The following is a 17,710-nucleotide window of genomic DNA, read 5'->3' as shown; positions in this document are numbered from 1 at the left end:
CACAAAGACCGGAGACGGCTCTTGCCTCGTGGGATCGTAATGAAGTGGCTTGCTTTGCTCTGCCTGCTCGTATTCGCCACCGACGCAAATGCAGCCGCGCCCGAGCAGCACTATCTCGATCTACGCGATCGCTACATCGCAAAATTCTCGAAGGCTGCGGAGAATGACGAAACCTACAAGCAGCACGATGCGGCGCTGAAGGAGCTCGCAGGCGTGTTGCGCGGCCTGGTGGGCCCGGTCACCATCAAAGGGCTTCCGGCCGAAGCAACGTCCAACGCGGACACGCTGTACAAGGGTGACTCCGGCTTCGGCCATCTCGACGGGCTCGGTTTCGCATCCGAAGCCGACAAGACCCACGCCGTGGTAACCACGACCGCGTTGCTCAAGCACTGGCTGCGCGAGCACCGCGAGGACGGCATGCCGCAGGAGATCGGCGCCGCCTTCAGGTCGGACCGCTTCTACTACAATGCGATCCAGGACGCGGCTTTCGCCAAATATGCCGAGCTGCCGATCACCAAGCCCGCGGGGGCAAGCGTCGCGGTCGCCGTGCTGGGCGTGCGCGGCAACGGCGATTTGAAGGGACCGCCGGATGAAATCGACGTCGTCGCGATCCAGGACGAAAAGGTCTTCTTCATCGCCGCACGGGACGCCGTGAAGACGGCGCCGATCCCGGCTTGCGAGAAGGTCTGGAAGCAGATGATGGCCAAACCGATCGACAAGAACGACCCGCGCGGCGACATGACCCGCGAAGACAACGCGATGACCGCCTTCACCCAGTGCTTCGCCAAGGCAGCGCCGGGCCAGGGCTGGTTCGCGGCGGCCGTCAGGAAAGCCCAGAGCCAGCTTGACCTGCTGCCGCTGCGCTAAATCGCGCTGCCGCCAACATTCCACCCGCGGCCACCGTGCCCAAAAATCTCGTACCCCATCGGCGTCACCGCGACCGTATCCTCGAGCTTGATGAAGCCGCGCTTCGGATGCTTCATCGTGGTTTCGATCGACACCACCATGCCGGCTTCCAGCGGCTGCCGCGCATCGACGTCGTCATAGGGAACCGGACCCTTGGCGGTCAGGCGAGGGGCCTCGTGGCTGACCAGGCCCATGCCGTGGGCGAGGAAATCGGTGCAGTCGCGCTGGCTGATCCGGGCGAGCTGCCGCTCGGCCTCGACGTAGATGTCGCCGCCCGGAGCGCCCGGCCGGACCGCTGCGAAGGCGCCGCGCTGGACGGCTTCGATCTCCGCCAGCATATCCTTCAGCTCGGCATCCGGCTCGCCGAGTACGGCCATCCGTGCGAGGTCGCCGATATAGCCGTGATAGTTGCCGCCGGAATCCAGCGACAGCACCTCGCCTCGCTCCCAGCGCTGCGACGAGGGCGCCCGGTTGTGGCTGCTGCCGCAGGCCAGCAGGCAATATTCGAAGGTGAGCCCGCGGTTGACCTCGGCGACGCGCAAAGCGTCGGACAGTTGCTGCTTGGTGGTGCCGGGGCCGTGCCCGGCGATCACCGCCAGCATCGAGGCGATCACCAGCTCGGATGCGGTCTTCAGATTGGCCAGTTCGTCCTCGGACTTGACCGCGCGCAACCGCTCCAGCACTAGGAGGGCGTCTTTGAGCTCGGCGCCGGGCAGGGCGTCGGCAAGCGCCCGGCCCGCATCCATCGGCAGGAACGCCATCTCGACGCCGACGCGCTTGATCGGCACGCCTGCGTCCTTCAAGGCGCTCACGGCCCGCGTGACGGCGTCGACGGAGCCATTGGACTCGGTCCGGACCTGCGGCACCCAGGGCGGCGCCACGGCGCGCTGATGGGTCTCAAGGCGGTGGCCGACATAGACAGCTTTGCCGGGCGCGCCCTTGGGATAGACCAGCACCGGCAGATAGCGGCTGACGCCCAGTGCGTCCATGTAGTCGAAGAAGATCGCGCGCTCGGCCCCTAACAGGTACTGCACATTGTGCTTGGAAGTCGCGACCAGGACGTCGAGGCCGGCGGCCTCCATCAGGCGGTCGAGCTTGGCGGCGTCGAACGGAATGGCGCGGGACTCGGCTGCGCGCGTGGCGTGCTCCTGCATGACGTACCTCCGTTTCTCGATGGCGGCCGGTTTGAACGGCCTGTTTTCCTGTGAGACGCTGATTGTAGGTCGACGGCAAGGGTTTGGGCATCGTGAATTCAGCCGGCCTGGCGATATCCCAACGCATTCCGGCCTTGGCCGGTGAACGTGCACCCACACGATTTTTGATCTTGATTTGATCGTGATCGCCGCCGCGCGCGCCGATTCGACGGCGTCGATGGAACTCGGACGTGTCGAGACAGTTGCCTTGCCGGTCCGAAACTGAACGGGAAGAACAATTGAACCGCCGCCATTTCTTGGAAGCCTCGGCATTGATGCCATTGGCGACATCTCTACCTGGTGCATTCTCTGCGGCATGGGCGGTGGAGGTCCCGTTCGGGGCCTCCTATGTGCGCGAGCTAGCCCGCAATATGGCGAGTAAGCCGTTTGAGGCACCGGAGGAAAAGCTCCCGGACGCGATCGAGGATCTCAACTACGATCAGTATCGGTCAATTCGCTTCCTGCCGGAGCGGGCGCTTTGGCGCAGCGAGAAACTGCCTTTCGAGGTCCAGTTTTTCCACCGCGGCTTTTTCTACAAGAACAGGGTCGACTTTTACGAGGTCTCGGGTGGACGAGCTGCGCCGATCCGGTACCGGCGAGACGATTTTGCGTTCGGCGACAAGATCGGCCCGGTGCCGGATGTCGATCTTGGATTTGCCGGCTTTCGCATTCACGCCCCGATGAACCGGGCCGACTACTATGATGAGGTTTGCGTTTTTCTCGGCGCCAGCTACTTCCGCGCCGTTGCTAAAGGCGAGACCTATGGGCTGTCCGCGCGCGGTCTTGCGATCGACACCGGCGAGGCCAAGGGAGAGGAGTTTCCCTTCTTCAAGGCCTTCTGGCTGGAGAAGCCAGCATCCGGTGCCACATCCATCGTGGTTCACGCGCTGCTCGATAGCAAGAGCGCAACGGCAAGCTACCGATTCACGATCAGGCCTGGCGCAACCACGGTCTTCGACGTCGAGATGGCGCTCTATCCGCGGGTCGACCTGCAACATGCCGGACTTGCGCCGATGACGAGCATGTTCTTTTTCGGTCCGAACGATCGGCAGAATGTCGACGACTTCCGCCCCGCGGTGCACGACTCCGATGGCCTTGCGATTTTCAACGGCAAGGGCGAGCAGCTCTGGCGTCCAGTCAACAATCCACGCGACCTGCAGGCCAGCACGTTCAATGATCTCAACCCTCGGGGCTTCGGCCTTATGCAGCGGGAGAAGAACTTCTTTGCCTACGAGGACATCGAATCGCGCTTTGAGCGTCGGCCAAGCCTCTGGGTCGAACCGATAGGAGATTGGGGCGAGGGCAGCATGGTCCTTTTCGAGATCCCGACTAAGGAGGAAATTCACGACAACATCGCGGCATTCTGGCGTCCGAAAGCGGCCATTCCGGCCAGAAGCGAGAACAATTACACCTATCGACTACACTGGGGTCCCGATGTGCCGAAACCCAATTCGCTGGCCCGGTTCACCCGCACAGGCGTCGGCACGCGAGGCGATGACAGCAAGCTGTTCGTGCTCGAACTTGCCGGCGACAGGCTGAAGGAGCTCGATCCTGACAAGGTGAAGGGCGCCGTCAGCGCGGGCAAATCCGAGATCAGCAATGTGGTCACACAGCCAAATCCCGAAACCGGCGGCTGGCGCCTGAGCTTTCAATGCGCAGTCAAGGATGCACCGATCGAGTTGAGGGCGGTCTTGATGCAGGGCGATCAACCCCTATCCGAAGTTTGGGTTTACCGATGGGCGACCTGACGACTTCGCCTGCGCTCGGGTCTGACCATAGCGTTCGGTATCTCCCGGATGAAACGCCTCTCCCGATGCCGCCATGTCGATTGGACAGGAGCACCGATGCAAGGCCGGCGCGACAGCGGGCCAGCGGAGCGGTTGCGGGGCGGCGCCTGTTCATTTTTGGCGGAACGGTCGCGATTACCGCTGGGGGCGCCTTTGAGATGTACGATGTTCTCAAAGTTGGCGGCGTCACGGTGCTCGAAGGGATTGTGCTTGCGCTATTCCTCGTGCTGCTCGCCTGGATCGCGTTTTCATTCATGTCTTCACTGGCCGGCTTCTTTGTGCTGCTGCGACGCCGACAGGATGTGCTGCCAATCGACAGCCACGGTCCGCTGCCAGCGATCACCGGCCGAACGGCCATGCTGTTGCCGACCTATAACGAGGATCCCCATCATCTCACGGCCCGGCTCCGCGCCATGCACGAGTCGATCGGCGAGACCGGACATGCCGCGTTGTTCGATTGGTTTCTTCTCAGTGACACGACGGACCCGAACATCTGGATCAGTGAGGAGCTTGCATTCCTGGAATTGCAGCGGAACTGTGGTTCCGGCCGTCTCTACTATCGGCACCGATCCGACAACACCGCTCGGAAGTCCGGCAACATCGCCGAATGGGTGAGGCGCTTCGGCGGCGCTTACGACTGCATGATCATTCTCGACGCGGACAGTCTGATGAGCGGAGATACCCTCGTTCGGCTGGTGCACACGATGGAGGCAAACCCGCAAGCCGCGCTGATTCAGACGCTTCCCATCGTCGTTAATGCGCGCACCCTGTTTAGCCGGCTTCAGCAGTTCTCTAGTCGTCTGTACGGCCCGTTGATCGCTGCTGGGAACGCCTGGTGGCACGTCTCCGAGGGCAACTATTGGGGACACAATGCCATCATCCGGATGAAGGCTTTCGCGCAGGAGGCGGGCTTACCCGAACTGCGCGGGAGGAAGCCGTTCGGTGGGCACATCCTCAGTCACGATTTTGTCGAAGCGGCACTGATGCGACGGGCCGGGTGGGGGATCTTCATGGCCCCCGCTCTGGGCGGCAGCTTCGAGGAGGTGCCGCCGTCATTGCTGGATTTTGCCGCGAGAGACCGTCGCTGGTGTCAGGGCAATCTCCAACATCTCGCCGTTCTGCCGGCCCGTGGTTTGCACTGGGTATCCAGGCTTCACCTGTTGACCGGGATCGGGTCTTACTTGACCGCCCCGCTGTGGCTGCTGTTTCTATTGCTCGGAATTCTCATCTCTCTGCAGGCCTATTTCGTCAAGCCAGAATACTTTCCCAAAGGTTTTGCATTGTTTCCGACGTGGCCCGCACAGGATCCCGTGCTTGCCGCCTGGGTCTTTGCCGCGACCATGGGGCTCCTCATTCTGCCGAAGCTATTGGCATATCTTGTTCTGCTCACGAAGCGTGCGGAACGGCAGGCCTTTGGTGGCGGATTTCGCGTCCTGGCGGCGGTCATCGCCGAGAGCCTGCTTGCAGCGCTGATTGCTCCGTCCATGATGATTTTTCAATCGACCGCGGTGGCGGAAATCCTGCTTGGGCGTGATGCCGGCTGGCAGGTCCAACGGCGAAGCGACGGCGGGATCAGACGCGAGGAGGTCTATCGCAAATTCGCCGTCCCGAGTTTGTGCGGGATGGCGATGGCGGCAAGTGCCTACGCCGTTTCGCTGCCGCTGCTGCTCTGGATGTCGCCGGTGATCATTGGTCTCGCTCTTGCCATTCCGATCGGCCTCGTCACGTCGGCGCCAACGAGAATGGCGCGCCTGTTTGCGACCCCGGAGGATAATCTCTCGCCGGCAGTGTTGAAACGGGCGAGAGAGCTTGCCTGCTTGTCCCGGATCGAGGTTCCCGGAGCTCTGTTGGCGCTCTGGCAAACCCCCGGGCTGCTGAGAGCGCACATGGAGTCACTGGAGCCGCCGCCGCGCAAATCGCGATGGATCGACGTGGACCTCGCGATTGCCCGTGCGAAGATTGAGCAGAGCGACAGTTTCCAGGAGGTCGTGGCCAGCCTCAGCGCACGCGAGACATTTGCCGTGCTGAAGCACCGGGTCGCCCTTGAGCAGGTCGTGAAACTGCAGTGAGCTGCTACTCCCGCACGCCATTTTGCTGTTCAAGTCAGCCGGTGCCTGAAGGCACGAGGGGAGCGTTTTGCGGGGGCGGGCGCAAACTCGCGTCCACCTGGCACTTGGACCTAGTCTGCGCATCCTAGATTCGCATAAGGTATATTATGGAATATTTTTATATATAATTGGATCAGTTATTTAGGCTGAATTCCTTCCACCGCGCATTCGGTCCGGCTTCGCTCTCTGCCCTTGACGGCTACTGTGCATGGGGTTGTTTTCGCACTTTTGGGAGCGAGCCCGGTCGCTCCGAAAGCCGATATTGCCGTGACGTTGTCCGGCTGCAATAAGCGAAGCCTCGCGAGATCGCAGATGACCTTCAGGCCGCCCGTCCGTATAGGTTTGCGTCTCACAACAAAAACAAACCTTCCGAGGAAGCAGACCCATGAGCTTTTCCCGACGCACGCTTCTCAAGGCCTCCGCCGCGACCGCGGTCCTGGGCGGCCTCAGTGCGCCCCATGTCGCGCGCGCCCAAAGCGCCGAGTTCACCTACAAATATGCCAACAACCTGCCGGACACCCATCCTTTGAACGTGCGCGCCAAGGAGATGGCGGCGGCGATCAAGAGCGAGACAGGCGGCAAGTTCGACCTCCAGATCTTCCCGAACAACCAGCTCGGCTCGGACACCGACATGCTGAGCCAGATCCGCTCCGGCGGGGTCGAATTCTTCACGTTGTCCGGACTGATCCTGGCGACCCTGGTGCCGGCAGCCTCGATCAACGGCATCGGCTTCGCATTCCCGGACTACGACACGGTCTGGAAGGCCATGGACGGCGACCTCGGCGCTTACGTCCGCGGCGAGATCAAGAAGGCCGGCCTTGAGGTCATGGATAAGATCTGGGACAACGGCTTCCGCCAGACCACGTCGTCGAGCAAGCCGATCACCGGTCCGGACGACCTCAAGGGCTTCAAGATCCGCGTGCCGGTGTCGCCGCTGTGGACCTCGATGTTCAAGGCGTTCGATGCTGCGCCCGCCTCGATCAATTTCAGCGAGGTTTATTCCGCGCTCCAGACCAAAATCGTCGAGGGCCAAGAGAACCCGCTGGCGATCATCTCGACCGCAAAACTCTACGAGGTGCAGAAATACTGCTCGCTGACCAACCACATGTGGGACGGCTTCTGGTTCCTGGCCAACCGCCGCGCCTGGGAAAAGCTGCCGGAGGATATCCGCAAGGTCGTCGCCAAGAATATCAATGCCGCGGCCATCAACGAGCGCGCTGATACCGCCAAGCTGAACGCCAATCTGCAGCAGGAACTCGCGGCTAAGGGCCTGATCTTCAACCAGCCCATGGTGGCGCCGTTCCGCGACAAGCTGCGCACGGCCGGCTTCTATGCCGAGTGGAAAGGCAAATATGGCGAGCAGGCCTGGGACCTTCTGGAGAAGGCCGTCGGCAAGCTGTCGTAACGCGTCGGGGCCGTCCATGGCTCATATCGAGGTTGAGGTGACCGCAGTGGCGGGCGAGGCGGCTGTTCAGTCCCCTCGCCGACCTTCGCTGCTGGCTTCGCTGGAACGCGCGCTCGGCCTCATCGTCGAAATCCCGGCGGCGATTTTGGTGGTCGCCGAGATCGTGATCCTGTTTGCCGGCGTGGTGGCGCGCTACGGCCTGCACCGGCCGCTGATCTGGTCCGACGAGCTCGCCTCGATCCTGTTCCTGTGGCTGGCCATGCTGGGCGCGGCCGTGGCGTTCCGCCGCTCCGAGCACATGCGCATGACCGCGATCGTCGCCAGTGCAAGGCCGGCGATGCGGGCCTGGCTCGATCTGGTCGCGACCTGCGCTGCGCTGGCCTTCCTGGCGCTGGTCGTCTGGCCGTCCTGGGATTACGCCTACGAAGAAAGCTACATCACCACGCCGGCGCTCCAGATCTCGAATATGTGGCGCGCCGCCGCGCTGCCCGCCGGCATCTGCCTGATGGCGGCGTTTGCGCTGCTGCGGCTGGTGCGCGCGGCCGACTACAGGACGGTTGCGGCCGCCGTGGTGTCGGTTGCTGTCGTGATCGGCCTGTTCTGGCTGGCTGAGCCGTTGTTGCGGCCGCTTGGCAATCTCAACCTCGTCATCTTTTTCGTCGGCGTCGCCGGATTCTGCGTCTTTGCCGGCGTTCCCATTGCGTTCGGCTTTGGCCTGGCCATCTTCGGCTATCTGGCGCTGACCACGCGGACGCCGGTCATGGTGCTGGTGGGGCGGATGGACGAGGGCATGAGCCACCTCATCCTGCTCTCGGTGCCGCTGTTCGTGTTTTTGGGCCTGCTGATCGAGATGACTGGCATGGCCCGCGCCATGGTGGCGTTTTTGGCCAGCTTGCTCGGCCATGTCCGTGGCGGCCTGCATTATGTCCTGGTCGGGGCGATGTACCTGGTCTCCGGCATCTCCGGCGCCAAGGCTGCCGACATGGCGGCGGTCGCCCCGGTGCTGTTCCCCGAAATGAAGCAGCGCGGCGCCCGCCCCGGCGATCTCGTCGCACTTCTCGCCGCGACGGGCGCCCAGACCGAGACAATTCCGCCGAGCCTCGTCCTGATCACCATCGGCTCGGTGACGGGCGTCTCGATCGCCGCGCTGTTCACCGGCGGCCTGTTGCCCGGCGTGGTGCTCGCGGTCACGCTCTGCATGCTGGTCCGGTGGCGCTACCGCCACGAGGACATGAGCCACGTCCGCCGCGCCAGGGCCTCCGAGATCGGCAAAACCTTCGTCATCGCCCTGCCCGCACTCGCGCTGCCCTTCGTGATCCGCTACGCCGTGGTCGAGGGCATTGCGACGGCGACCGAAGTTTCCACCATCGGCATCGTCTACGGCACCCTCGTCGGCCTCCTGGTCTACCGCCGCTTCGACTGGCAGCGGCTGTTTCCGATGCTGGTCGAGACCGCAGCGCTGTCCGGCGCCATCCTCCTGATCATCGGCACGGCGACCGGCATGGCCTGGGGCCTGACCCAATCCGGCTTCTCGCGCTCGCTGGCCGCGGCCATGACCGGGTTGCCGGGCGGATCGGCGACCTTCATCGCCGTCTCGATCCTGGCCTTCACCATCCTCGGCAGCGTGCTGGAGGGCATCCCGGCAATCGTGCTGTTCGGGCCGCTGTTGTTTCCGATCGCGCGCGCCGTCGGCGTGCATGAGGTGCACTACGCCATGGTGATCATTCTGGCGATGGGTATCGGGCTATTCGCCCCGCCCTTCGGCGTCGGCTATTATGCCGCCTGCGCCATCGGACGCGTCGATCCGGCCGAGGGCATCAGGCCGATCTGGGGCTATCTGCTGGCGCTGCTGGTGGGATTGATCATCGTCGCGATCTTCCCCTGGATCTCGATCGGATTCCTTTGACCGGCGTGAAGGAGGGTGTCAATGAGTAAGCGGAAGAACCAGTACAATGTCGGCCTGGACAAGACGCCCGCCAACTACGTCCCGCTGAGCCCGCTGAGCTTCCTTGCGCGCAGCGCCGCCGTCTATCCCGATCACGTCAGCACCGTCTATGAGGGCCGCAGCTTCGCCTGGGCGCAGACCTACGCGCGCTGCCGGCGCTTTGCGTCTTATCTCGCCGGCAAGGGCATCGGCGTCGGCGACACCGTCGCGGCGATGCTGCCGAACATCCCGGCGATGAACGAAGCCCATTTCGCGGTGCCGATGACCGGCGCCGTACTCAACGCGCTCAACATCCGTCTCGACGCGCCCTCGATCGCATTTCAGCTCGATCACGGCGGCGCCAAGGTCATCCTCGTCGATCCCGAATTTTCCGGCGTTATCACCGATGCGCTGTCGCAGATGAGCGGACCAAAACCGTTCGTGATCGACGTCGACGACGCCGCTTTCAAGGGCGGCGGGCGCATCGGTGAGATCGAATATGAGGTGGCCGTCGCGCAGGGCGATCCGGCCTTCAATGCGATCCCACCGAACGACGAATGGGATGCGATCGCGCTGAGCTACACCTCGGGCACAACCGGAAATCCCAAGGGTGTCGTCACCCATCATCGCGGCGCCTATTTGAACGCCGTCAGCAACATCCTCGCAGGTCAACTCGGACAGCATCCGGTCTATCTCTGGACGCTGCCGATGTTCCACTGCAACGGCTGGTGCTTCCCCTGGACCATTGCAGCGGCCGCCGGCATCAATGTGTGTCTGCGCAAGGTCGAGCCCACGAAGATCTTCGAGCTGATCAAGACACACGGCGTCACCCACATGTGCGGGGCACCGATCGTCTACAACACGCTGATCAACGCGCCTGACGCGCCGAAGGGCGGCTCGGCCCGTCGCGTCGTCGGCCTGATCGCCGGTGCTGCACCGCCGGTCGCCGTGCTCGAAGGCGCGGAAAACATCGGCATCAAGCTCACGCATGTATATGGGCTGACCGAAGTCTACGGCCCCGCCTCCGTCTGCGCCGAACAGCCGGGCTGGGACGACCTCCCTGCCGCCGAGCGCGCGCGAATGAAGCGCCGGCAGGGCGTGCCCTACCCGCTCGAGGAAGCCGTCACCGTCATCAATCCGCAGACCATGCAGGAGGTGCCGCGCGACGGTGAGACCATTGGCGAAGTCATGTTCCGCGGCAACATCGTGATGAAGGGTTACCTGAAGAACGAGAAGGCGACCAAGGAAGCTTTCGAAGGCGGCTGGTTTCACACCGGCGATCTCGGCGTGCTCGACGAGCACGGCTATGTCATCATCAAGGACCGCTCCAAGGACATCATCATTTCAGGCGGCGAGAACATCTCTTCGGTCGAGGTGGAGGACATCCTCTACAAGCACCCCGCCGTGCTGTTTGCCGCCGTGGTCGCAAAGCCCGATCCGAAATGGGGCGAGGTGCCCTGCGCCTTCGTCGAGTTGAAGGACGGCGCCAGCGCAACGGAGGCCGACATCATCGCCTTCTGCCGCAGCCAGATGTCGGGCTTCAAGACACCGAAGGCGGTCGTGTTCGGTCCGATCCCGAAGACGTCCACGGGCAAGATCCAGAAATTCCTGCTGCGCAACGAGGTGGGCTCGGCCAAGGCAATTTCGGCCTGAGCCGAGCGTCAGTCGCGAGCGCCTTCACCTAGAAGCGCGGATAGACGCCGCGCTTCTAGGCATTGGCCCGATTCACATCTTCTTGTAAGCGTCGATCAATGCCTGGCCGTCGGCGCCGGCCTTCTTGAGCCAGTCGGCGGTGAGCTGCTCGCCAAGCTTCTGAAAGCCCGCCTTCAGCGCTGGACTCGGCGGCTCGACCGTCATGCCCTTGGCCTTGAGCTGATCGATGTACCAATTGGCCTTCTCTTCCCAGGCCTTCCAGCCGCGCGTTTCCGCGGTTGCGGCGGCCCTGAGGATGGCCTCCTGCGTCGGCTTGTCGAGCGCCTCAAACGCTGCCTTGTTGACGAAGGTGTAGTCCTTCGGAATCCAGGCCTGTACGTCGTAGAAATATTTCAAGGACTCCCAAGCCTTCGAATCATAACCCGTGCCGCCCGACGACATGAAGGAATTGACCACGCCGGTGGCGAGCGCCTGCGGCAACTCGGCGGCTTGGATCGTTACCGACTGGGCGCCGACCAGTTCGCCGATCCGCGCGGTCCCCACATTGTAGGCACGCCATTTCAGGCCCTTCATGTCTTCGATCGTGGCGAGCGGCTTGTTGACGTAGACGCCCTGCGGCGCCCACGGCACGGCGAACAGGAGTTTCACGCCCTGCGCGTCGAGCTTCTTTGCAATCGCGGGCTTGGAGACCTGATACAGCTTCATCGCCTCCGGGAAGCTCGTCGCAAGAAACGGCACGACGTCTATCCCGAAGACCGGATCCTCGTTCTCATGGATCGACAGCAGCACTTCACCTATCTGGGTCTGCCCGGTCATCACCGCGCGCTTGATGTCGGGGGCCTTGAACAGCGAGGCGCCGGGATGAACGGTGATCACGAGCTTGCCCGAGGTGGCGGCTTCGACGTCCTTGGCGAAGGCGACCAGATTTTCCGAGTGCGGATTGTCGGCCGGGTATGCCGCCGGCAGATTCCATTTGGTCTGGGCCAAGGCCGGTGTCGCGGCCAGCATGGCGCTGGCAATCAAGCCTGCACGGACGAAACGAGACTTCATCGGACTTCTCCTTACGGTCAAATTGAAAGTCTGGCGCGATCAGTCGGGAAACGCGAGCTTGGGCAGGAATAGCACGATCTGCGGATACTCCGTGATGATGAACACGGCGGCGAGCAGCAGGACAAAGAACGGGAACGCCGCCCGCGCGACGGTGAAGGTATCACGACCGCTCATGTTCTGTAGCACAAACAGATTGAAGCCAACCGGCGGCGTGATCTGCGCCATCTCGACGTGAATGATGAGGTAGACTCCAAACCAGACCAGGTCGAGGCCAGCCTGCCTGACCATCGGCAGCACGATGACGGCGGTCAGCACGATCATCGAGATGCCGTCGATCAGGCATCCGAGAATGATGTACATGATGCTCAGATACAGCGCGAGCATGCCGGGTGTCAGCTCCTGCCCCTGGACCCAGGTGGCGAGCGCCGCCGGGATACCGGTATAGGCCATTGCCGCCGTGGTATAGGCGGCACCTGCCAGGATCAGCATGATCATGCAGGTCAGGCGCGTCGCGCTCATGATGCTTTCGAGGAAGTTCTTGCGCGTGAGCGTGCCGCTCCACCACGCCAGCAGCAGCGCGCCCGTAACGCCCCAGGCGGCGCACTCGGTCGCCGTCGCAAAGCCGAGCACGAGCGATAGGAAGACGGCGAGGATCAGCAGCAGGCAGGGCGCGAGCCGTGCCGACTCGCGCAGCTTCTGCCGGAACGGTATCGGAGGATCGCGCGGCGGAATCTTGTTGGGATTGAGCAGCGACCAGATGATGATGTAGCCGGAATAGAGCGCCATCACGAGCACCCCCGGCAGGAAGCCGCCCAAAAACACCTGCAGCACGGAAACGTTCGCCGTGACCGCGTAGACTACCATCGGGATCGACGGCGGAATCAACAGGCCGAGGGTGCCAGAGCCCGCCAGTGAACCGAGGCTGAGGCCCTTGTCGTAGCCCCGCTTGTCGAGCTCCGGCAACGCAATCTTGCCAATCGTCGCGCAAGTTGCAGCCGAAGAACCCGACACCGCCGCAAAGATACCGCAGCCGATCACGTTCACATGCGTCAGCCGTCCTGGCAGCCATTGAACCCAGGGCGACAGACCGCGGAACATCTCCTCCGATAATTTGGTGCGGAACAGAATTTCTCCCATCCAGATGAACAGCGGCAAGGCGGCCAAAGTCCAGGACGCGCTCGCGCTCCAGGTGGTTGTCGCAAGCACCGTGCCGAGCGGCAGGCTCGTGGTCAGCGCCATCGCGACGAAGCCGATGAGCCCGAGCGATACCGCGATCCAGACACCGCTCGCCAGGAACAGGATCATGACGCCGAGCAGAATGAACGACAGTTCGATCATGCCGAGATTGGCCATCGTCAACCTCCGCCGCCCTGCGAGATGCGCTCGATGAATTCGTCCGGCGTTTCGTCCGGAGAGCCCTTCTCATAGCTCGGCCGATGCCCGCGGATGACGCCGACCAATTCGTCGATGAGCGCGATGGACAGGATGACGAGGCCGCCGGCAAAGCCGAGCTGCGGGATCCAGAGCGGGAGCGCGACCACGCCCTGCGCCACGTCGTTGAAGCGCCAGGAGTCGTAGGTCATCTGCACGGCGTGCCGGGTGAAGTAGAGAATGAAGGCCGTCGCAATACCGAGCGCCACGATCTCCGCAACCTGCTTGGTTCGCCCGTGCAACTTCTCCAACAGCAGACCGACGCGAATCATCTCGCCGCGCTTGAAGGTGTGGGCGAGGCCGAGGAAAGCCATCGCAGCCATGCACCACGATGCAAAATCGTCACCGGCGGGAATGTTGAGGGCAAATTGCCGCCCGATCGACATGATCATCATGATCGCGAAGATCGCGACGAGGAAGACGCCGGCTGCGTAGCCCGCACCAAGATAGAGAAAATCCAGGGCGCGTCGGACCAATCCAACAGCCGCTACATCGTTGCCGTGTCCTGCCAACGCGGTCCTCATCCTCTGCGGCTCAACCAAACCCGGCGGATATTGCTGGTTTTGCTTGATTATCGCCACCATCCAACGTCTGTCTTTGAGACGTTAGACCAACACGATGGGGCTCGCGAAAGCAAGGAGCATGCCGACCTGCGGCACAATTTCGGCCGGATACGCTCAGTGCGTCTCCAGCCGCAGGCCGTCATAGGCCGGCACCACGCCTGCTGGTAGCGACTGCCTGATCACCTCATAGTCGACGTCGGCCGTCATATTGGTGATGATGGCGCGCTTCGGCCTGAAGCGCTCGATCCAGGACAATGCATCGTTGATGCTGAAATGGCTGGAATGGCCAGTGTAGCGCAGGCCGTCGACGATCCAGAGATCGAGATGTTCCAGCGCGCCCCAGCTCTCGCGCGGGATGTCGTTGAGGTCAGGCGTATAGGCGGCATTGCCGATGCGATAGCCGAGCGCGGGGATCTGGCCGTGCTGGACCAGGAAGGCCGTCAGCGTCACCGCGCCGCCCTTCCCTAGGATGGTCTGGCTCTCGCCCGCCTCGATCGAATGGCGGGTCAGGATCGGCGGATAGTCGCTACCCTCGGGCGAGATGAAGCAATAGGAGAACCGCGCCATGATATCCTTGGCGGTCGACTGGTTGAAATAGGTCGGAATGCGCCGGCGCATGTGCAGCACGACCGAGCGCAGATCGTCCATGCCATGGGTCTGGTCCGCATGCTCGTGGGTCAGGAACACCGCGTCAATATGATCGACATTGGCATCGATGAGCTGCTCGCGCAAATCGGGCGAGGTGTCGATGACGATCCGCGTGGTGCCGTGCTCGGCGGCCTGCTCAACCAGCAGCGAGCAGCGGCGGCGGCGGTTCTTGGGATTGGCGGGATCGCAGGCGCCCCATCCGAGTGCGGGGCGCGGCACGCCGGCGGACGAGCCGCAGCCGAGGATCGTCAGCGTCAGTGTCATGCGGCTCCTGGACTTGCTATTTCACCTTGGAGAACAGGCGGAAGAAGTTTTCGGTGGTCTGGCGCGAGATCTCCTCGAGCGACACGCCGCGCGTTTCGGCGAGCATCTTGGCGACCTCGACCACATAGGCCGGCTCGTTGCGTTTGCCCCGGAACTTGCCGGGCGCAAGGTAGGGAGAGTCTGTCTCAACCAGAATACGATCGGACGGCAGTTCAGCTGCGAGCGCGCGCAGGACCTCCGACTTCTTGAAAGTCAGGATGCCCGTGAAGCCGATGTACAGCCCGAGCGATACCGCCTTCAGCGCAAGTTCGCGGCCGCCCGTGTAACAATGCAGCACCGCGCGAAACGATCCCCTTGCTGCCGCCTCTTCCAGGATGCGGGCGCAATCCTCGTCTGCCTCGCGGGTGTGGATCACGAGCGGCAGGTCGGTCGCGCGGGCGGCCGCGATGTGGCTGCGAAAGCCCCTCGCCTGCGCCTCTGGCGCGCCATTGTCGTAGAAATAGTCAAGCCCGGCTTCCCCGAGCGCGACGACCTTGGGATGCTGCGTCAGCGCGATCAGCTCGTCCGGCGAAATACCGTCCTCCTCATCCGCGTTGTGCGGATGAGTGCCCACCGAGCAATAAACGTCGTCGTAGCGCTCAGCGACGGCAAGCAGCTCCTTCAGCCTGCGCACCCGCGTCGAGATCGTGACCATGCGGCCGACGCCGGCTGCACGCGCACGTGACACGATTCCGTCGAGATCATCAGCAAAATCCGGAAAATCCAGATGGCAGTGGCTGTCGACCAGCATCGCGCGAACCTCAGGCCGCCGGCTCAACGTAGCGCGGGAAAGCCGGCCTCGGCGCCGGCAACGTCGTGCCGGGCGCAATCCGCTTCGTGCCGCCGAGCGCGGCAAAGTTGCGCTCTCCTTCCGGGATGCCGAGGCTGTCGAGCAGCAAGCCCGAAGCGGTCGGCATCGCCGGCTGGGCCAGGATCGCGATCTGGCGCACGACTTCCGCGGTGACGTAGAGCACGGTCTTCTGCCTGACAGGATCGGTCTTGGCGAGCGCCCACGGCGCTTCGCCCGCAAAGTAGCGGTTGGCTTCCGCCACTACGGCCCACACGGCGCTGAGCCAGTGGTGGATCTGCTGCGTCGCCATCGCCTCGCGGGACACCGCCAGCATGCCGTCGGCCTGTGACAGGATCGCCTTGTCATTGTCGCTGAACGCACCCGGCTCCGGCAGCAGGCCGCCGAATTGTTTGGCAATCATCGACAGCGAACGCTGCGCGAGATTGCCGAGATCGTTGGCGAGATCGGCATTGATGCGCGCCACGATGGCCTCGTGGTTGTAGTTGCCATCTTGGCCGAACGGCACCTCGCGCAGGAAGAAATAGCGCATCTGGTCGACGCCATACTGGTCGGCGAGGTTGAAGGGATCGACGACATTGCCGACCGACTTCGACATCTTCTCGCCCCTGCTGAATAGGAAACCGTGGGCATAGACCCGCTTCGGCACGGGAATGCCGGCCGACATCAGGAACGCCGGCCAGTACACCGCATGGAAGCGGATAATGTCCTTGCCGATGATATGCACGTCAGCCGGCCAATAGCGCCAGTTCTTGTCGCTCTCGTCGGGGAAGCCGATGCCGGTGATGTAGTTGGTGAGCGCGTCGACCCAGACATACATCACGTGCTCTTCGTCGCCAGGCACCTTGACGCCCCAGTCGAAGGTGGTGCGCGAGATCGAGAGATCGCGTAGGCCGCCTCGTACGAAGCTCACCACCTCGTTCCTGCGCGAGTCCGGACCGATGAATTCGGGGTGGTCTTCGTAGTGCTTCAGGAGCTTGTCCTGATAGGCCGACAGGCGGAAGAAGTAGCTCTTCTCCTCGACCCACTCGACCGGCGTGCCCTGCGGCCCAAGCCGCACGCCGTCGTCGTTTACGCGCGTCTCATCCTCGGCGTAATACGCCTCGTCCCGCACCGAGTACCAGCCGGCATAGGTATCGGCATAGATATCGCCGTTCGCAGCCATGCGCCGCCAGATCTCCTGGCTGGAGCGATGGTGCTGCTCTTCGGTGGTGCGGATAAAGCGATCGAACGACACGTTCAGACGCTCGTCCATCGCCTTGAAACGTCCGGCGTTGCGAGCGGCGAGCGCGGCCGGGGCAAGCCCCTCGTTCTGCGCGGTCTGGATCATCTTCAGGCCATGCTCGTCGGTACCGGTGAGAAAGAACACGTCCTTGCCGTCGAGCCGCGCGAAGCGCGCCAACACATCGGTCGCGATCGCCTCATAGGCGTGGCCGATGTGCGGGGTGCCATTGGGATAGGCGATCGCAGTCGTGATGTAGAAGACGTTGTCGCGTGCAGGTGTCGCAACAGGCGGCCCGGCTTTCGGCGCGACAACTGCCTTCGGCGCGCGCGGCGCTGTCGGCTTGGCGGCCCGGGGCGCGGCGACGAGAGCCGGCGCTGCGGCAGCGGTCGCCCCCGCCTTCCTGGCCGCCGTCTTTGCCGTTGCCTTCGCCGGCTTCTTGGCAACCTTTTTGGCAACCTTCTTCGTCACGGCCTTCTTGGCGGCGACCTGCTTCTTCGCAGCCTTCTTTGCAGGTTTCGCTGCGGTCTTCTTCGCGCGCTTTTTGGCGGCCGCCGTGGTCTTGTTGGTCTTCTTCACCGCTTTGCGGGCGCGCGCCTTCGCGAGCTTCTTCGCGGCTTTCTTAACAGCCTTCTTGCCGCTCTTGCGTTTGACGGTTTTCTTAGCTCGCGTGGCCACCACGAATTCCTTTACCGGCTTCTCGAAATTT

The 17,710-nt window shown here is 63.1% G+C and carries 13 protein-coding genes; 6 read left to right on the top strand and 7 right to left on the bottom strand.

The features are described 5' to 3' along the window. Positions 1 to 39 precede the first annotated feature (39 nt). Positions 40 to 867 (top strand): hypothetical protein, encoded by an 828-nt coding sequence (locus tag GWG65_RS26520; RefSeq protein ID WP_275198514.1) that lies wholly within the window; start codon positions 40 to 42, stop codon positions 865 to 867. On the opposite strand, the gene GWG65_RS26515 is transcribed toward GWG65_RS26520, so the two are convergent. Beyond that, entirely contained in the window at positions 864 to 2,060 is a 1,197-nt protein-coding gene (locus GWG65_RS26515) for a Xaa-Pro peptidase family protein (RefSeq protein ID WP_275198513.1), read from the bottom strand. The two genes, GWG65_RS26520 and GWG65_RS26515, sit on opposite strands and share 4 nt — an antisense overlap. A 314-nt stretch (positions 2,061 to 2,374) precedes the next feature. Here GWG65_RS26515 and GWG65_RS26510 point away from each other — a divergent pair, with 314 nt between their 5' ends. The 5 genes from GWG65_RS26510 (at position 2,375) to GWG65_RS26490 (ending at position 10,976) form a co-directional block, all read left to right on the top strand. Further along, the gene (locus GWG65_RS26510) at positions 2,375 to 3,847 is read left to right on the top strand and encodes a glucan biosynthesis protein G (RefSeq protein ID WP_275198579.1); all 1,473 of its coding nucleotides are present in this window, start codon (positions 2,375 to 2,377) and stop codon (positions 3,845 to 3,847) included. Then, positions 3,835 to 5,955: a glucans biosynthesis glucosyltransferase MdoH gene (mdoH, locus tag GWG65_RS26505; RefSeq protein WP_275198512.1), complete on the top strand. Its 2,121-nt coding sequence runs from the start codon at positions 3,835 to 3,837 to the stop codon at positions 5,953 to 5,955. The genes GWG65_RS26510 and mdoH overlap by 13 nt, the downstream gene beginning before the upstream one ends. A gap of 424 nt (positions 5,956 to 6,379) precedes the next feature. Then, positions 6,380 to 7,399, top strand: a complete 1,020-nt coding sequence (locus GWG65_RS26500) for a TRAP transporter substrate-binding protein (RefSeq protein ID WP_275198511.1) — start codon at positions 6,380 to 6,382, stop codon at positions 7,397 to 7,399. 16 nt (positions 7,400 to 7,415) lie between these two features. Then, the gene (locus tag GWG65_RS26495) at positions 7,416 to 9,305 is read left to right on the top strand and encodes a TRAP transporter large permease subunit (RefSeq protein WP_275198510.1); all 1,890 of its coding nucleotides are present in this window, start codon (positions 7,416 to 7,418) and stop codon (positions 9,303 to 9,305) included. 21 nt (positions 9,306 to 9,326) lie between these two features. Then, positions 9,327 to 10,976, top strand: coding sequence for an acyl-CoA synthetase (locus GWG65_RS26490; RefSeq protein WP_275198509.1), 1,650 nt, complete (start codon positions 9,327 to 9,329; stop codon positions 10,974 to 10,976). 72 nt (positions 10,977 to 11,048) lie between these two features. On the opposite strand, the gene GWG65_RS26485 is transcribed toward GWG65_RS26490, so the two are convergent. The 6 genes from GWG65_RS26485 to metG form a co-directional block, all read right to left on the bottom strand. Then, positions 11,049 to 12,026 (bottom strand): TRAP transporter substrate-binding protein, encoded by a 978-nt coding sequence (locus tag GWG65_RS26485; protein ID WP_275198508.1) that lies wholly within the window; start codon positions 12,024 to 12,026, stop codon positions 11,049 to 11,051. A 39-nt stretch (positions 12,027 to 12,065) separates the two neighbouring features. After that, on the bottom strand, positions 12,066 to 13,379 hold the full coding sequence (locus GWG65_RS26480; protein WP_275198507.1) for a TRAP transporter large permease subunit: 1,314 nt from the start codon (positions 13,377 to 13,379) through the stop codon (positions 12,066 to 12,068). A 2-nt stretch (positions 13,380 to 13,381) separates the two neighbouring features. Beyond that, positions 13,382 to 13,981, bottom strand: a complete 600-nt coding sequence (locus tag GWG65_RS26475; RefSeq protein WP_275198506.1) for a TRAP transporter small permease — start codon at positions 13,979 to 13,981, stop codon at positions 13,382 to 13,384. Positions 13,982 to 14,134: 153 nt separating this feature from the next. Next, complete coding sequence (locus tag GWG65_RS26470) at positions 14,135 to 14,932, bottom strand: MBL fold metallo-hydrolase (RefSeq protein ID WP_275198505.1); 798 nt, start codon at positions 14,930 to 14,932, stop codon at positions 14,135 to 14,137. A 16-nt stretch (positions 14,933 to 14,948) separates the two neighbouring features. Further along, the gene (locus tag GWG65_RS26465) at positions 14,949 to 15,722 is read right to left on the bottom strand and encodes a TatD family hydrolase (RefSeq protein ID WP_275198503.1); all 774 of its coding nucleotides are present in this window, start codon (positions 15,720 to 15,722) and stop codon (positions 14,949 to 14,951) included. A 10-nt stretch (positions 15,723 to 15,732) separates the two neighbouring features. Beyond that, entirely contained in the window at positions 15,733 to 17,679 is a 1,947-nt protein-coding gene (gene metG, locus GWG65_RS26460) for a methionine--tRNA ligase (RefSeq protein WP_275198502.1), read from the bottom strand. Between the last annotated feature and the right edge of the window lie 31 nt (positions 17,680 to 17,710).

Source organism: Bradyrhizobium sp. CSA207 (assembly GCF_029051685.1).
Classification (GTDB): Bacteria; Pseudomonadota; Alphaproteobacteria; order Rhizobiales; family Xanthobacteraceae; genus Bradyrhizobium.
This window is presented reverse-complemented; position numbering and strand designations above follow the sequence as displayed.

Excerpts from the sequence above, each read along its gene's own strand:
- GWG65_RS26520 (WP_275198514.1), top strand. The coding sequence starts at position 40 with ATGAAGTGGCTTGCTTTGCTCTGCCTGCTCGTATTCGCCACCGACGCA.
- GWG65_RS26515 (WP_275198513.1), bottom strand. The coding sequence starts at position 2,060 with ATGCAGGAGCACGCCACGCGCGCAGCCGAGTCCCGCGCCATTCCGTTC.
- GWG65_RS26510 (WP_275198579.1), top strand. The coding sequence starts at position 2,375 with ATGCCATTGGCGACATCTCTACCTGGTGCATTCTCTGCGGCATGGGCG.
- mdoH (WP_275198512.1), top strand. The coding sequence starts at position 3,835 with ATGGGCGACCTGACGACTTCGCCTGCGCTCGGGTCTGACCATAGCGTT.
- GWG65_RS26500 (WP_275198511.1), top strand. The coding sequence starts at position 6,380 with ATGAGCTTTTCCCGACGCACGCTTCTCAAGGCCTCCGCCGCGACCGCG.
- GWG65_RS26495 (WP_275198510.1), top strand. The coding sequence starts at position 7,416 with ATGGCTCATATCGAGGTTGAGGTGACCGCAGTGGCGGGCGAGGCGGCT.
- GWG65_RS26490 (WP_275198509.1), top strand. The coding sequence starts at position 9,327 with ATGAGTAAGCGGAAGAACCAGTACAATGTCGGCCTGGACAAGACGCCC.
- GWG65_RS26485 (WP_275198508.1), bottom strand. The coding sequence starts at position 12,026 with ATGAAGTCTCGTTTCGTCCGTGCAGGCTTGATTGCCAGCGCCATGCTG.
- GWG65_RS26480 (WP_275198507.1), bottom strand. The coding sequence starts at position 13,379 with ATGGCCAATCTCGGCATGATCGAACTGTCGTTCATTCTGCTCGGCGTC.
- GWG65_RS26475 (WP_275198506.1), bottom strand. The coding sequence starts at position 13,981 with ATGAGGACCGCGTTGGCAGGACACGGCAACGATGTAGCGGCTGTTGGA.
- GWG65_RS26470 (WP_275198505.1), bottom strand. The coding sequence starts at position 14,932 with ATGACACTGACGCTGACGATCCTCGGCTGCGGCTCGTCCGCCGGCGTG.
- GWG65_RS26465 (WP_275198503.1), bottom strand. The coding sequence starts at position 15,722 with ATGCTGGTCGACAGCCACTGCCATCTGGATTTTCCGGATTTTGCTGAT.